The following is a 13803-nucleotide window of genomic DNA, read 5'->3' as shown; positions in this document are numbered from 1 at the left end:
CTAACCCCGGGGCCACCAGCTCCGCGTGCACACAAATGCCGCGGCGCTGCCGGTCACCCCCCCCTCCACCGGGGTGAGCGCTGTGAAGGAGGCCTTCACGGCTTTGCTGTCCTTTGTGGACTACTGGGCCTGCGGCGGCTGAGCCTGCTGCTGGGGCGTGCCGTCCTCGGGAACGACGTAGACGGCGGTGCCGTAGGCGGCGATCTCGCTGGCGGTCTGGGCGATCTCGTTGCAGTCGAAGCGGAGCGCGAGGACCGCGTTCGCGCCGTACGACATGGCCTCCTGCGAAAGCCGGAGCAGCGCCTCGTTCCGGGAATCCGCCAGCAGCTTCGACAGGCCCTTGAGCTCACCGCCCGCCATCGCCTTGAAGCCCGCGCCGATGTTCGAAAACACGTTGCGGCTGCGCACGGTGAGACCGAAAACCTCGCCGTAGACCCGAGTCACCCGATAGCCGGGCAGATCGTTCATGGTCGACAGGAGGACCGGGAATTGCTGCGGATCGGGTCGCGTCATGGCCGGATCGTATCGGCGACCGGGAAAGCACGCGGAGATTTCAGCGTCGGCGCGTCCCCGCCCGGTACGCCGCGACGCGTTCGGCGTCGTGGGTCAGCGCCGCGGCCACCAGCTTCTCCATGGGTTCGCGGCGTTCCGCCTCGTAAGCAGCGAAGGCGGCTGGTGCGTCCGGCTGGGTACGCAGGCATTCGGCGAGGGTGGCGGCGTCCTCGATCGCCATCGACGCGCCCGCGGCCGCCGCGGGCGAAAAGGCGTGGACCGCGTCGCCCACCAGGACCATCCGCGGCGTCGACCAGTTCGGCACCGAGGGAAGGTCGTACGCGTGATCACCGAACACCTCGTCCCCGCTCGCCGCGATGATTTCGGCCGGGGGCAAGGATTCTCCGCGAAAATCGGAGGCAGCGGGGGCATATCCTGGCGAAGCCTGCTCCCGCTGCCGACCGGGTGCGGGTGTCCCGCAAAATACCGACGAAGCCAGCTCGCGCCATCCGGCGGGCGTTGTCGCGGCGATCTCCTCGCGGCTCCGCTCGGTGTCGGGGACGCGGGCGAACCAGGACGTCACCCTGTCCGGGCCGGTGGTGCAGCCGAACGCGGCGAACCGGCCCTGGACCATCCGGTAGATCCCGGGCGCGGCCGCGACGTCGCGGGCGTAGCCGTACACCACGCTGATCCCGGTGTAGCGCGGTTCGGGGACCGCCGGGTCGATCAGCCGGCGCACCAGCGAACGCAGGCCGTCCGCGCCGACCAGGATGTCGCCGGTGGCCGAGGTGCCGTCCGCGAACCACGCGGTCACACCGTCGGCGCCGTGCTCCGCGCCGACGAGCCGTTTGCCGTGCCGGACCGGGATTCCGCGCCGGACCGCCTCTTCCTGCAGCACGCGGTAGAGCGCGGCACGCGTGATCGTCCTCGGCCCCGAACCGTCCTCATAGGACCGATTCGCCGCGATCGTCCCGTCGGGCGCGACGAGTTCGAGACCGGTGGAGGCGACCGACGCTTCGGCGACCGGTCCGTCCGCCCCGATCTCCCGCAACGCCGCCATGCCGTTGGCCATGAGCACCAGGAACGCGCCCGCGTCCGCGCCGCCGCCGCGGTGCGCCTCGAAGACGACCGGTTCGTGCCCGGCACGCCGCACCGCCATCGCCGTGGCCGCGCCCGCGACCCCGCCGCCCGCGATCAGCACCCGCACCCTGTCCCCTTCCCCGCCGGGCGGCCCGCGTGCCGCCGTCACCGACCGTACCGGTACCCGGCGGCACGCGAAGGAGTCAGGAGGCCGCGCCGGAGGCGTTGATATCGCCGTTGACGCCCGCCGGGTAGAACCCGCCGGAGGTCGCCTTGTCCTTGGTCAGGTAGGCGATGTTGAGCACCCGGTCGGCGCCGCGGCCGAAGGCGATGCCGTTGCCGTCGGCGGGTACCAGGTTCGCCCGGCCGCCCACGAGCACGCCCTGGTCGTCGTCGCCCTTGCCGTCGAGGCCGTCGCGCGCGTCGGACAGCTTGTTCGTCACCTCGCCGAGGCCGCGCTCGAACAGCTGCGAGCGGACGATCCCGGCGTGGTAGGCCTCGACGGCGAGCATGCCCGCCGCGGCGTCGAGGAACGTCTTGTTGGTGATGAGCGGTGCCGCGCCCTTGTACGCGGTGACCCCGACGTCCTCGAAGAGGAACGCGGCGAGCAGGAAGTTGTTCTCGCTGGCGAACGGGTCGAACGTCTGGCCCTGCTTGATCAGCCCGGACGCCTGTGCCGCCGCGGTGAAGCTGTTCTGGAAGTCGATCTGTGGCTGCGCGACCGCCTGGTTGCCCAGTGCCTGGCGCAGGAAGTTCACGTGCGCGATCTCGTCGCCCGCGATCTCCTGCGCGATCTGCCGGACGGCCTGGCTCTTGAACTGCACCGCGTGGCCGCCTGCCACCCCGCCCAGCTTCCCGACGCCGCCGGTCAGCTGGACGGGCAGGCCGTACCCGGAGACCGCGAACGAGTACAGGTTGGCTTCCAGGTACTCCAGGTTCAGGGCGAAGTTCAGGACGGCGGCGTCACTCGCGGCACCGTCGGCCCCCTTGGCGGCGGCCTGCTCGGCCGCGGACGGCGCACCCGCCGAAGCCACCGACAGGGTGCTGCCGAGGTACCCGGCTCCGACGAGCCCGAGCCCCGCCGCTCCCGCGGTCCTGAGGAAGCGGCGGCGATCGGTGGCGTTCTCCGCGCTGCGGGAGACCAGATGCCGCACGTAGCGTTTTCCGAACACGGGAAGTCCTCTCTGGCTGCTCACCCACCCGCAGGGGCTTCGGAGCAGGCACGCGAGAGGTTCGGTCCCGTGTCCGGAAAAGCTCAGCTCTTCTGCGCGGCGGCGAGGCGGACGCAGACCGCGACGCCGCGGAGTGCCTCTTCGACCTCGGCCAGCTCGGGGAACGTCGGCGCGATCCGGATGGTCGCGTCGGCGGGGTCGTCACCGTGCGGGTGAGTGGCCCCGGCGGGGGTCAGCGCGATCCCGGCCTCCTTGGCCAGCCGCACGACCTCCTTCGCGGTGCCCTCGGGCACGGTCAGCGTGACGAAGTACCCGCCGAGCGGCTTCGTCCACGACGCCAGCCCGGTGCCGCCGAGCTCCTCGGTGAAGATGCGGTCCACCGCGGCGAACTTCGGCGCGATGATCTCCGCGTGCTTGCGCATGAGCGCGCGGACGCCGTCGGCGTCGCGCAGGAACATCGCGTGCCGCAGCTGGTTGACCTTGTCCGGGCCGATGGTCCGCTTGCCGACCAGCGCCGTCCACCAGTCGATGTTCGCCTGCGACGCGCCGAAGAACCCGACGCCGGAACCGGCGAGGGTGATCTTCGAGGTGGACCCGAACACGAACACGCGGTCGGCGTTGCCCGCTTCGGTGGCCAGCGCGAGGATGTCGGCGAGCTCCGGCTCGGTGTCGGTCAGGTGGTGCACCGCGTAGGCGTTGTCCCAGAAGATCCGGAAGTCCGGCGCGGCGGTGCTCATCGTGGCCAGCCTGCGGACCGTGTCGTCGCTGAAGGTGACGCCGGTCGGGTTGCTGTACTTCGGCACGCACCAGATGCCCTTGATGCCGGCGTCCTCGGCGACGAGCCGCTCGACGACGTCCATGTCGGGGCCGGACTCGGTCATCGGCACCTGGATCAGCTCGATGCCGAACCGCGCCGAAAGGTTGAAGTGGCGGTCGTAGCCGGGAACCGGGCAGAGGAAGGCGATCCGCGGCTCGTCGGCCCAGCGGCGCTCGGCGCCGGGAAGCTTGCTGAGCAGCGCGTGCACGGTGGCGTCGTGCATCAGCTCGAGGCTGGAGTTGCCCGCGGCCAGCAGCTGCTCGGCCGGGACCCCGAGCGCGGGGGCGAAGATGCGCCGGAGCTCGGTCAGGCCCTTGAGCCCGCCGTAGTTGCGCACGTCGGTGCCGTCTTCGGCGGTGTGGGCGCCGTTCGGGAGCGAGAGCAGCTCGGCCGAGAGGTCCAGCTGCCGGGGGGACGGCTTGCCGCGGGTGATGTCGAGGCGGAGACCTCGCTCGACCAGCGCCGCGTAATCCCGGCGGGCGCTGTCGGCGTCGACAGAAGCAGTGGTCATGGGGTAACGCTAACCCCGTCGGCCCAGCCGCCGTCGGCTGGTCCGTTTTCAGGTCGTTACGCTGCGTCCCGTGATGTTCGTCGTGCACGCCGACTACCGGCAGTTCTCCTTGCGGGACAAGGCTTCCCACCAGTCGTGGCTGCGTACGCACCCGCGGCGGGAAGTCTGGACCGACGAGGCGGTCACCCGGCACCGGATCGGAACCGAACCTCATTCGCTTTCGATCGCCACGGCCCGCTCGGACCTCGTCGAGGTGATCGTGCACGTGGACGACGCGCCTCCCGCGCTGCTCGCCGACGCGGATCACGTGGTGGAGGCCGATCTCGACGTGCCGTCCGGGGAGCTGTCCCTGTTCGGCCCGGCGGACTATCCGGGCCAGCAGCGGCACCTGCCGGTGGCACCGGGCCGGTACCGGGTGCGGGTGTCGTACCTGCAGGCCGGGCCACCGGACGCGGAGTGGAACGACTTCGAGTACGGCGACCATCTGCGGTACGTGCTCGACCTCTGGCCGGTGTCCTCGGCCTCGGATCTCGTGGTGCTGAAACAGGGCGGCGACCTCTGGGACGGCTGAAGCGGAAAATCCCGGCGCGGGGGGGGGGGGGCGCGGCGCGCGCGCGCGGGGCCCGCGCCCGGCCCCCCCCCCCGCCGGTCCCCCTTACCTACCCCCGGTCCCAGGTGACCGGAAGCCGCCGGACGCCGTAGATGTTCTGGTGGTCCGGACGCAGCGGGACGTCCTCGGGCGGGACGGCCAGCCGCAGCGTCGGGAAGCGAGTGAACAGCGCCGGGAAGGCGACGCGCATTTCGACCCTGGCCAGCTGCTGGCCGAGGCACTGGTGGATGCCGTGGCCGAAGGTCAGGTGCCCGGTCGCCTTCCGCGTCAGGTCGAGGCTGTCGGGATCGGCGAACTTCCGCGGGTCACGGTTGGCGGTCTGCATCGAGATCGTGACCGACTCCCCCGCCTTGATCACCTCTCCGCCCAGCTCGACGTCCTCCAGCGCCGCCCGTATCCCGGTGTGGGTGATGCTCAGGTAGCGCAGCAGTTCCTCGACGGCCCCCTCGGCGATGCCCGGATCGGCGCGCAGCGCGGCGGCCTGCTCGGGGTTGCGCAGCAACGCGAAAGTACCGAGCGCGAGCATGTTGGCGGTGGTGTCGAGCCCCGCCCCCAGCAGGAACGTGCCGAGGCCGGCCAGTTCCTCGTCGGTGAGATCGCTGGTGGTCAGCTCGCTGAGGATGTCGTCGGTGGGCTGGGCACGCTTGGCGGGGACCAGCTGACCCACGTACTCCATCAGCGCGCCGTACGCGGCCATCATCTCCTCCGGAGTGCTGTCCACGTTGTTCACCGACGCCGCGTAACTCTGGAAGGTCGCGCGGTCGGCATAGGGAACGCCGAGCAGTTCGCAGATCATCACCGCGGGAATCGGATGCGCGTACGCCTGGACCAGATCGACCTCCGGGCCCTGCCGTTCCATGGCGTCCAGGTGCTCGGCGGTGATCTGCTCGACGTGGTCGGTGAGCTGCCGCATCCGGCGCACGGTGAACCGGGCGGTGAGCAGTTTCCGGAGGCGGGCGTGCTCCGGGTCGTCGATGCCGGTCAGGTCGCCGGGCGGCGCGGACGGTATCTCGACGCTCTCCCCACCCGGCATCGGATAGTGCGACAGCTCGTACCGCGAGCTGAACCGCCGGTCGGCCAGTACCGCGCGGACCTCCTCGTAGCCGGTGACGAGCCAGCCGACGTGCCCGTCGGGATAGGTCAGCCGGGTCAGCGGACGCTGATCGCGGATCCGGCTCAGTTCGGCGGGCGGGTCGAACGGGCATCCCGCGGGACGGGCCACGGGAAACTCGGTGAGGCCGGCGATCGCTTCGTTCTGCATCGTGCTCTCCCTCTCGTACGCGCTGGGTCAGCGCTCCGTGGCCGTCCAGGTGACGGGCAGTTCGTGGACGCCGTAGATGTTCATGTCGGTCTTGAGCTTCACGTCGCCGGCCGGAACGGCGAGCTTCAAGCTCGGGAAACGCCGCAGCAGCCCGGTGAAACCGGCACGCATCTCGATACGGGCCAGCTGCTGGCCGAGGCACTGGTGGACGCCGTGGCCGAAGGACAGGTGACCGCGGGCGTTGCGGTGGAAGTCCAGCGTGCCGGGGTCGTCGAAACGCCGGGGGTCGCGGTTGGCGGCCAGCAGGGCGACGACGACGGTCGATCCCTCGCGGATGGTTTCCCCGCCGAGTTCGATGTCCTCGGCGGCGTAGCGGTAGAAGATGTCCGCAATGGACAGATAACGCAGGAGTTCCTCGACGGCGTCGGGCATCAGGTCCGGGTCGGCACGCAGTTCGGCCAGCTGCTCGGGGTGTTCCAGGAGCGCGAAAGTGCCCAGCCCCAGCATGTTGGCGGTGGTCTCATGACCCGCGAACAGCAGCAGGAAGGCCACCCCGACCAGCTCTTCGATGCTGAGGTCCGCATCGCGGGCCAGATCCGACAGGATGTCGTCGCCGGGTTCGGCACGTTTGCGCGTGACCAGTTCGGCCAGGTACGAGGTCATCGCCTCGTACGCGGCCATCTTGTCCTCGAGCGTCACGTCCTTTTCCAGGAACTTGGAGGTGTTGACCTGGAAGGTGTCCCGGTCGGTGTACGGGACACCGAGCAGCGCGCAGATCACCAGCGACGGAACCGGCAACGCGAATTCCTTGACCAGGTCGACCGGCGGGGCCAGCCGCGCCATTTCGTCCAGTTGCCGCTCGGTGATCTCGGCGATCTGTTCTTCGAGCTGTTTCATGCGCCGCACGGTGAAGGCGCCGGTGAGCTTGCGCCGCAACCGGGTGTGATCCGGCGGGTCCATGGCGACGAACATGCCCGGTGTCTGCGGGGACGGCTCGGTCTGGACGGGCATGCCGGGGGTCTCGTAGGGCAGGTGGATGATGCCGATGTCCTGGCGGGAGCTGAACCGGGTGTCGGCCAGCAGCTGACGGACCTCGTCATAGCCGGTGACGAGCCAGCCGGCGTGCCCGTCGGGAAAGATCAAGGGACTGACCGGACGCGCCTCGCGCAGCGCGGTGAGTGCGCTGGGTGGGTCGAACGGGCCCGCGTCGCGTTCCATCGGAAGTCCCTGCGGGATGGGAACCGTTTGAGTCATCGGTTTTCCTTACGTGGCGGGAGACTTGCTCAGCGGGAGTACTCGCGGTTGAACAGCTTTTTCGACCAGAGGTAGCTGCCGAGGGCGATGACGGCGCACCAGCTGAGCGCGATCCACCAGTGGTTCCCGAGCGGCTTGTCCATCAGCAGGCCGCGCATGGTTTCGATGATCGGCGTGAACGGCTGGTACTCGGCAAACCAGCGCAGGCCGGCGGGCATCGAGCTGGTGGGCACGAACCCGCTGCCGAGGAACGGCAGCAGCATCAACGGCAGCAGGATGTTGCTCGAGGACTCGACGCTCTTGCTCACCAGGCCGAGCGCGACCGCGAGCCAGACGAGCGCGAACGTCACCACCAGCAGGAAACCGGCCAGTGCGAACCACGCGCCGGCCCCCGCGGCGGGCCGGAAACCGACGAGCAGCGCCACGCCGGTCACGACTGCCGTGCTCAGCACCGCCTGGATCACGCTGCCCAGCACGTGCCCGGTCAGCACCGAGACGCGGGCGATGTGCATGGTGCGGAACCGGGCGATGATGCCTTCGGTCATGTCCATCGCGACCGAGACCGTGGTCCCCTGGACCGTGGCCGTGATCGTCATCAGGAGAATCCCCGGCGCCAGGTAGTTGACGTACTCGGCGCGCCCGCCGGCGGCTCCGCCGAGCCCCGCTCCCATCGTGCCGCCGAAGACGTAGACGAACAGCAGCAGGAAGATGATCGGCATCCCGATCAGCTGCACGGTCATCGACGGATAACGGATCATGCGCTTGAGGTTGCGGCGCAGCATCGTCGCCGAGTCGCGCAGCGGGTGAAACCGGAGGGCGGCGGGAGCCGGCCCGGCGAGTGCGTGAGCTGCGGTGCTCATCGGATGGTCACCTTCCCGTTCTGGGAGTTCTCGTTCGTGGTGGTCTGGGTGCCGGAGTCCTTCGGATTTCCGGTGAGGGCAAGGAAAACGTCGTCGAGGTCGGGGGTGTGCACCGACAGCTCGTCGACCTCGATGGCACGCTCGTCGAGGCTGTCGATCAGGTGCTTCAGTGAGCGGAGGCTGCCGTCGCTGGGCACGCGCAGCGCGAGCGCGTCGTTGTCGTGCGAGACCTCGCCCAGTAGCCGCGTCGCGGCGTCGAGGCCGTGGGTGTCGGCGAACCGCAGGCGGACGTGCCCGCCGGGGATGCGGCGCTTCAGCTCGTCCGCGGTCCCCTCGGCGACGAGCCGGCCGTGGTCGAGGACGCCGATCTTGTCGGCCAGTTCGTCGGCCTCCTCCAGGTACTGCGTGGTCAGGAAGATGGTGACGCCGCTGATCACGAGTTCCCGGACGATCTGCCACATGCTCCGGCGGCTGCGCGGATCCAGGCCGGTGGTCGGCTCGTCGAGGAAGATCACCCGCGGGCTGCCGACCAGGGTCATCGCGAGGTCGAGCCGCCGCCGCATCCCCCCGGAGTAGCTCGACGCCGGCTTCCCGGCCGCGGCGACCAGGTCGAACTGCTCCAGCAGCTGGGTGGTACGCCGCCTGCCCTCGGCCCGGCCGAGGTGGTTCAGATCCGCCATCATGCGCAGGTTCTCTTCGCCGGTGAGCAGGTTGTCCACCGCCGAGAACTGGCCGGTGACGCCGATCGCGGCACGCACCGCGTCGGGTTCGCGCGTCAGGTCGTGACCCGCGACCCTGGCCTCCCCCGCGTCGGCGTTGATCAGAGTGGACAGGATCTTGACCGTGGTGGTCTTCCCGGCGCCGTTCGCGCCGAGCAGCGAGTAGACCGTGCCCTGCGGCACGTTCAGGTCGAGCCCGTCGAGCACGACGTGATCGCCGTACGATTTGCGCAGTCCCTTCACCGCGATCGCGGAGCGGGCGTGGTCGATGGTCATGGTTCCCCCTGGAAAGGTTGGCAGGTAAGCGAAAAGGGATCAGGAACGGCGGATGGTGATGTCGCCGTAGGAGGTGCGGGCACGCACCTCGACGGTCTCGTCGGACTCCCCCGGCCGGGTGGCGCTCTCCATCAGGTTGTGCACCTGCCCGAAGCCGGTGTGCACCTCGAGCCAGGCGGCGGTGCCTTCGGCGATGCCGACCTCGAGGTCGCCCATCGAAGTCGCGAGCGTGACCGAACCGCGGACCACCTCGCCGATACGGATGCCGCCGTTGGCCGTCTTCGCGTCGACCCCCGCGCCCGCCCGGCCGACGAAGATGTCGCCGTTGGCCGCCCGCGCCCGGACGTCACCGGCGACCGCGTCGAACTCGGTGTTGCCATTGGAGTTCTTGACGACCGCGGAGCCCTCGACCTCGCCGATGCGGACCTTCCCCGAGCTGGTGTGGATGTCGGCATTGCCCGCGACGCCGTCCACGGTGACGTGGCCGGTCGACGTGTCCAGTCGCAGCGAGCCGGTGTGCTCGAACTGGAAGTCCCCGACCGAGGTCTTCAGCCGGCACTCGCCGAGCCTGCCCGTGGCACGGAAGCCCCCGACCTGCGCGTCGCCCGCCACGTGCGAGCCGGCGGGCAGGTCGATGGACACCGTGACCGACCTGGTCTTGCGGGAGAAGTCGAACGCCCTGGCCTTCGGCCCCTTGATCTGCAGCCTGCCGTTCGCGTACTCGACGCGGACCTGGCCCGCGGCCTTCACGTCGGACTCGTCGGCTGGGTTGGTCGGACGCACTTCGACGACCGTGTCGGCGCGGTCGCTCGCGCTGAACCGCACATCGCCGACACCGAGTTCGAGCGTCACGGAAATCGGTTCGGGTGTGTCGAAAATGGGCATAGGTGTCCCCTCGGAATGGGTAGGTGAGGCGTCCCCGCAGGTCAGGGACGTGGTGCTGGAAAGCGGCTCCGGTGGCTAGCGCACCCAGCCGGTGTACTTCTGCTTGCTCCATTTACCCGCGTACGACTCGGGATGCTGCTGCTCGCGGCCGGACTGCCGCAGCGCGGTCGTGGCCGCGCGGACCAGCCAGGCGTTGACCGAGCGGCCCTCCTTGGCGGCCGCCTCCTCGACCGCGGCCTTGAGCTGCTCCGGGAGGCGCACGTTGATCCGCGCGGTGGGGCCGTCCTCGGCGATCGGCGGGCCGTCGTCCGGCTCGGCCGCCGGTGCCTCGGCCTCGGCCGCGTCCGGCCCCCCTTCGGCGGGCGGCGTGGTCACCACGAAGTTCGGATCACGTCCCCGCAGGCGCACCTCCACCGATCCCGGAGCCAGGTCCCGGGTGATCTCGTCGGCGGCGGCCGCCAGCGCGTCCAGCAACGTCATCCGGATCGCCGATTCGAGCGACCCGGTCAGGCGCTCGACCAGCGCACGCGACTCCTCGCCACCCGCTTCGGCCAGGGTGGCGAACTCACTTCCGAGATTGCGTACATACGAGGTCAAGTCCATGGCACCACTATGGCACACGAGTGGCACCACTGCAAGCCATGTTGGCTCAGAAGGTGCCACACGTGGCACCGGCGCGTGCCACTACGGTGTGCGGAGTGAAGCGGGTACTGGTCACCGGGATGTCGGGAACGGGTAAGAGCACGCTGCTGGACGAACTCGCGGCACGGGGTCACCGGACCGTCGACACCGACTACGGCGGCTACCACGAAACGATCGACGGCGAACGGCTCTGGCGCGTGGACCGGATCGACGCCCTGCTTTCCGAGGTTTCCGCCGCGCCCCTGTTCGTGCAGGGCACAACGCGGAACCAGGTCCTGTTCTATCCCCGCTTCGACCACATCGTGCTGCTCAGCGCTCCGGCCGACGTCCTCGTCGAGCGGCTGGCCGCCCGGACGACCAATCCCTACGGGAAAACCTCGGCGGAACTCGCCGAGACGCTCGGCTATCTCGAGACCGTGGAGCCGCTGCTCCGGGAGTCCGCCACGCTCGAGGTGGTCACGACGGTGCCGGTCGGGCGAGTGGCCGACATCGTTCTCGAGCATGTGCTCTGACACCCGCCTCCGCTGACGACGTGGGTCAGAACAACGTCATCGGCTCGTGCGACTCGGGTTCGGGCAGCGGCTCCAACTCGGGCAGCCCAGCGCGTACTTCGTCGTGGAATCGACGGGCCAGCATCAGCGATCCGGCGTTGTCGGGCGTATGGAGGAACACCGTCGGCGAACGGCCCTCGCGCAGCCACGCGGTGACGACGTCGATCCACGGCCGCCAGCCCGCGACGGTGGCGTCGACGTCGTCACGCCCGTGGTAGCGCACGATCGGATATTCGGTGAGGGCGCGAGTGCGACGCGCCACCCGTGGCTTCTTCGCCCAGGCCTCGCGTTCGCCGGGGCTGACCGGTCGCGCGGCGAACAACGTCGTGGTGTCGAACGGCATCCATTCGGCGCCGACCCGCCCCAGCACGTACTCCAGTTGCCGCGCGGCCTTCTCGTCGTCGAAGAACGCGGGATGCCGGACTTCGACGGTGTACCGGTGAGCCGGCGGCAACTGCCGCAGAAACCCCGCCAGCACACCGAGATCGGTCGGTCCGAAGGACGCGGGCAGTTGCAGCCACACCGCGTGGGCGCGCGGCCCGAGCGGTTCGATCGCGTGCAGGAACGCCCGCAGTTCGGCCTCGGCGCCGGTCAATCGTCGTTCGTGCGTAATGGTTTTCGGCAGTTTGACCACGAACCGGAACTCGGGGGTGGTCTGGTTCGCCCAGGTCTGGACGGTGTTCCGCGCGGGTGTCGCGTAGAAGGTGGTGTTGCCCTCCACCGCGTTGCACCAGCCCGCCTAGGAGCGCAGCCGTTCCCGCGGATTCGGCTGCAGCTCCTGCCAGGCGGTGTGCGTCCACATCGCGCATCCCACATGAAGCCGCATGCCCGCGACGTTAGTCCCCCTACGTTCTCGGCCTCGACACCGGCGCCGGGGTCATGACCTCATCGAGGCCGGGTGACCATCCCGAAGTGAGCAGGTCCAGCCCGAGGTGCGTGCAGCGGTGCCGCACCGCCTTACCGTCCCGCTGCGAGACGACCAGCCCGGCAGCGCGAAGGGTCTTGGTCTGGAGGGACGCCGCAGCGACGGTTACGGACAACTCCTTGGCGAGTTCACTGGTGGTGCGGTCGAACGTCAGCGCGCGGAGCGCTCTGGCACGCGTAGCGCCGAGCAGACCGGAGAGCGGGTCGGCGGCCTCGCCGGAAGTGAGCAACGGCAACGGGGTCAGTGCCGGGTAGATCAGCACCAGCGGGCCGTCGCCGTGCCGTGCGACGAGCGGATGACTGGCCCACAGCAGTGACGGCTGCAGGCTGATTCCCTGCCCGGTGAGCGTGATGTCGACCTCCCGGGGGAAGTCGATCTCCAGTGTCATGTCCCGCCACCGGATCGACGGGGACAGCCCGGTCAACGTGGCGCGCAGGCCGTCCCGTGCGAGAACCCGGGCACGCCAGGCGGTTTCGGCGTGGAAGCTCGCCCGCAGCCGGGGCCATACCTCGGCCAGCGTGGCGCGATAGGCCGAGCGCAGGGCGCGCTCGAGCACCTCCCAGGCCTCCTTGTCCCGCTCGGCGAGCCCGCGGACCCACGGCGTACGAGGCCGGTCGATCGCGCACACCCGCTCGAGCTCGGCGCGGACGTCGACCCGCGAGGCCGACATCACCCGGTCGACTCCCTCGTCCACCGTGGAACTGGGCGGATCGAGGAACAGCGGCCCGGCGCCGAGTGGCGATACCAGTTGCGCCAGCGGGCTTCCTTCGACCGCGAAGGTCCGTGCCATCCGATGCCGCCACGGAGCGAACGCCGGATGCGGGTCCCGGCGCTGCAGCATCTGCATCGCGAGCGTCAGCTCACCCAGCGGCGCCGGATGTTCGGCGATCGAAACGCGCAGGAGATCTTCCACGGTACAGCGAATGCGCAGCACTACTCCCCCCAGCGTAGTCACATTCAAGCCTGAACTTGAAGCATTGTGACACCCGCGCACTCCGCACCACAATCGCGGCGACGGGGTGATTCCTTCCTCGCACAATCATCATCTTCGGCGAAAATCGAGGAGATTTCATGCGTTCGAAAATCAGACTGCTCTGCGGCGGCGCGGTGCTGGCATTGCTGGCGGCCGCGACGCTCACCAGCCCGGCGGGCGCCGCCTCCGGCGGCTTCACAGGCCAGCTGCGGAGCGCGGGGTTCTCCGCGGCGCAGGCCGCCGAGCTCCAGAGCACGATCGACCACGACCCCGCGGCGCGAGGCGGAAGACAAGTGGCAGCCAACAGAGTCGTGGCCGCGGACGGTTCGACCATCACCTACACCCTGCCCGGCGAGAAGTACGCCCACCTGGTGGGCGACGGCCTCGACGGCAACGACGCCAAGACACCGTTCGTCCTGTGCTCCTACGGCGCCTTCTGCGGCTGGCCGAGGGCGAACTACGAGGGCAGCGGCCGCACATGGGCGGCCTGCGGCACGTACTTCGAAATCCCGGACGGCTGGAACAGCGGCGGTTCGTGGATCAACAACCAGACCCACCACTACACGACGTCGATGTACGGCAGGAGCCACAACCACGTGTTCACGACCGACCCCGCCTACTCCTCGGACGCGCACGCCAACTGGCACCCCGTGTGGTACGTCAGGAACAACTGCTGAGCTCGGGCGCGGGCAGGTTTCCACCTGCCCGCGCCGTCCGCGTGCTCGCTTGCTTGTCCTTTGTGGACGTGGAAGTAGCGGGGGTCTTTGGTGCGTTG

General features: G+C 69.6%; 14 protein-coding genes and 1 pseudogene. 3 read left to right on the top strand and 12 right to left on the bottom strand.

Going from position 1 to position 13803, the window contains the following annotated elements; genetic code table 11:
• Positions 1-120 precede the first annotated feature (120 nt).
• The 4 genes from ACFWX1_RS40370 to ACFWX1_RS40355 all read right to left on the bottom strand — a co-directional run bounded on the left by ACFWX1_RS40370 (position 121) and on the right by ACFWX1_RS40355 (position 4072).
• The gene (locus ACFWX1_RS40370) at positions 121-513 is read right to left on the bottom strand and encodes a YbjQ family protein (protein ID WP_378395150.1); all 393 of its coding nucleotides are present in this window, start codon (positions 511-513) and stop codon (positions 121-123) included.
• Between the two features lie 40 nt (positions 514-553).
• Positions 554-1699 carry an FAD-dependent monooxygenase gene (locus tag ACFWX1_RS40365; RefSeq protein WP_378395149.1) on the bottom strand — a complete coding sequence of 382 codons (1146 nt, stop codon included), beginning with the start codon at positions 1697-1699 and terminating at the stop codon, positions 554-556.
• A 76-nt stretch (positions 1700-1775) separates the two neighbouring features.
• Positions 1776-2744 carry a ferritin-like domain-containing protein gene (locus ACFWX1_RS40360; protein WP_378395148.1) on the bottom strand — a complete coding sequence of 323 codons (969 nt, stop codon included), beginning with the start codon at positions 2742-2744 and terminating at the stop codon, positions 1776-1778.
• An 83-nt stretch (positions 2745-2827) separates the two neighbouring features.
• Positions 2828-4072 (bottom strand): aminotransferase class I/II-fold pyridoxal phosphate-dependent enzyme, encoded by a 1245-nt coding sequence (locus tag ACFWX1_RS40355; protein ID WP_378395147.1) that lies wholly within the window; start codon positions 4070-4072, stop codon positions 2828-2830.
• A 73-nt stretch (positions 4073-4145) separates the two neighbouring features.
• Here ACFWX1_RS40355 and ACFWX1_RS40350 point away from each other — a divergent pair, with 73 nt between their 5' ends.
• Positions 4146-4643 carry a hypothetical protein gene (locus ACFWX1_RS40350; RefSeq protein WP_378395170.1) on the top strand — a complete coding sequence of 166 codons (498 nt, stop codon included), beginning with the start codon at positions 4146-4148 and terminating at the stop codon, positions 4641-4643.
• Between the two features lie 88 nt (positions 4644-4731).
• Here the strand turns inward: ACFWX1_RS40350 and ACFWX1_RS40345 are convergent, their stop codons facing one another.
• From ACFWX1_RS40345 to ACFWX1_RS40320, 6 genes are all read right to left on the bottom strand, one after another.
• Positions 4732-5943, bottom strand: a complete 1212-nt coding sequence (locus tag ACFWX1_RS40345) for a cytochrome P450 (protein ID WP_378395145.1) — start codon at positions 5941-5943, stop codon at positions 4732-4734.
• A gap of 27 nt (positions 5944-5970) precedes the next feature.
• Complete coding sequence (locus ACFWX1_RS40340; protein WP_378395144.1) at positions 5971-7197, bottom strand: cytochrome P450; 1227 nt, start codon at positions 7195-7197, stop codon at positions 5971-5973.
• 29 nt (positions 7198-7226) lie between these two features.
• The gene (locus ACFWX1_RS40335; protein ID WP_378395142.1) at positions 7227-8057 is read right to left on the bottom strand and encodes an ABC transporter permease; all 831 of its coding nucleotides are present in this window, start codon (positions 8055-8057) and stop codon (positions 7227-7229) included.
• Positions 8054-9052 (bottom strand): ATP-binding cassette domain-containing protein, encoded by a 999-nt coding sequence (locus ACFWX1_RS40330; RefSeq protein ID WP_378395141.1) that lies wholly within the window; start codon positions 9050-9052, stop codon positions 8054-8056. The genes ACFWX1_RS40335 and ACFWX1_RS40330 overlap by 4 nt, the downstream gene beginning before the upstream one ends.
• A 39-nt stretch (positions 9053-9091) precedes the next feature.
• The gene (locus ACFWX1_RS40325) at positions 9092-9937 is read right to left on the bottom strand and encodes a DUF4097 domain-containing protein (protein ID WP_378395140.1); all 846 of its coding nucleotides are present in this window, start codon (positions 9935-9937) and stop codon (positions 9092-9094) included.
• Positions 9938-10012: 75 nt separating this feature from the next.
• Positions 10013-10540, bottom strand: coding sequence for a YlcI/YnfO family protein (locus ACFWX1_RS40320; protein ID WP_378395139.1), 528 nt, complete (start codon positions 10538-10540; stop codon positions 10013-10015).
• A 95-nt stretch (positions 10541-10635) separates the two neighbouring features.
• On the opposite strand from ACFWX1_RS40320, the gene ACFWX1_RS40315 reads away from it, so the two are divergent.
• Positions 10636-11091: an AAA family ATPase gene (locus ACFWX1_RS40315; protein ID WP_378395138.1), complete on the top strand. Its 456-nt coding sequence runs from the start codon at positions 10636-10638 to the stop codon at positions 11089-11091.
• 25 nt (positions 11092-11116) lie between these two features.
• Here ACFWX1_RS40315 and ACFWX1_RS40310 read toward each other — a convergent pair.
• A pseudogene (locus ACFWX1_RS40310) lies at positions 11117-11932 on the bottom strand (DUF72 domain-containing protein).
• Positions 11933-11975: 43 nt separating this feature from the next.
• Positions 11976-13010 (bottom strand): DUF5937 family protein, encoded by a 1035-nt coding sequence (locus ACFWX1_RS40305; protein WP_378395137.1) that lies wholly within the window; start codon positions 13008-13010, stop codon positions 11976-11978.
• Between the two features lie 116 nt (positions 13011-13126).
• On the opposite strand from ACFWX1_RS40305, the gene ACFWX1_RS40300 reads away from it, so the two are divergent.
• Positions 13127-13705, top strand: a complete 579-nt coding sequence (locus tag ACFWX1_RS40300) for a hypothetical protein (RefSeq protein ID WP_378395136.1) — start codon at positions 13127-13129, stop codon at positions 13703-13705.
• Positions 13706-13803 lie beyond the last annotated feature (98 nt).

Source organism: Amycolatopsis sp. NPDC059021, assembly GCF_042739895.1.
Taxonomy (GTDB): Bacteria; Actinomycetota; Actinomycetes; order Mycobacteriales; family Pseudonocardiaceae; genus Amycolatopsis.
Note: the sequence above shows the minus strand (reverse complement) of the source record. Positions and strands in the feature narration are given on the sequence as shown.

Excerpts from the sequence above, each read along its gene's own strand:
- ACFWX1_RS40320 (WP_378395139.1), bottom strand. The coding sequence starts at position 10,540 with ATGGACTTGACCTCGTATGTACGCAATCTCGGAAGTGAGTTCGCCACC.
- ACFWX1_RS40350 (WP_378395170.1), top strand. The coding sequence starts at position 4,146 with ATGTTCGTCGTGCACGCCGACTACCGGCAGTTCTCCTTGCGGGACAAG.
- ACFWX1_RS40345 (WP_378395145.1), bottom strand. The coding sequence starts at position 5,943 with ATGCAGAACGAAGCGATCGCCGGCCTCACCGAGTTTCCCGTGGCCCGT.
- ACFWX1_RS40340 (WP_378395144.1), bottom strand. The coding sequence starts at position 7,197 with ATGACTCAAACGGTTCCCATCCCGCAGGGACTTCCGATGGAACGCGAC.
- ACFWX1_RS40325 (WP_378395140.1), bottom strand. The coding sequence starts at position 9,937 with ATGCCCATTTTCGACACACCCGAACCGATTTCCGTGACGCTCGAACTC.
- ACFWX1_RS40370 (WP_378395150.1), bottom strand. The coding sequence starts at position 513 with ATGACGCGACCCGATCCGCAGCAATTCCCGGTCCTCCTGTCGACCATG.
- ACFWX1_RS40330 (WP_378395141.1), bottom strand. The coding sequence starts at position 9,052 with ATGACCATCGACCACGCCCGCTCCGCGATCGCGGTGAAGGGACTGCGC.
- ACFWX1_RS40300 (WP_378395136.1), top strand. The coding sequence starts at position 13,127 with ATGCGTTCGAAAATCAGACTGCTCTGCGGCGGCGCGGTGCTGGCATTG.
- ACFWX1_RS40355 (WP_378395147.1), bottom strand. The coding sequence starts at position 4,072 with ATGACCACTGCTTCTGTCGACGCCGACAGCGCCCGCCGGGATTACGCG.
- ACFWX1_RS40335 (WP_378395142.1), bottom strand. The coding sequence starts at position 8,057 with ATGAGCACCGCAGCTCACGCACTCGCCGGGCCGGCTCCCGCCGCCCTC.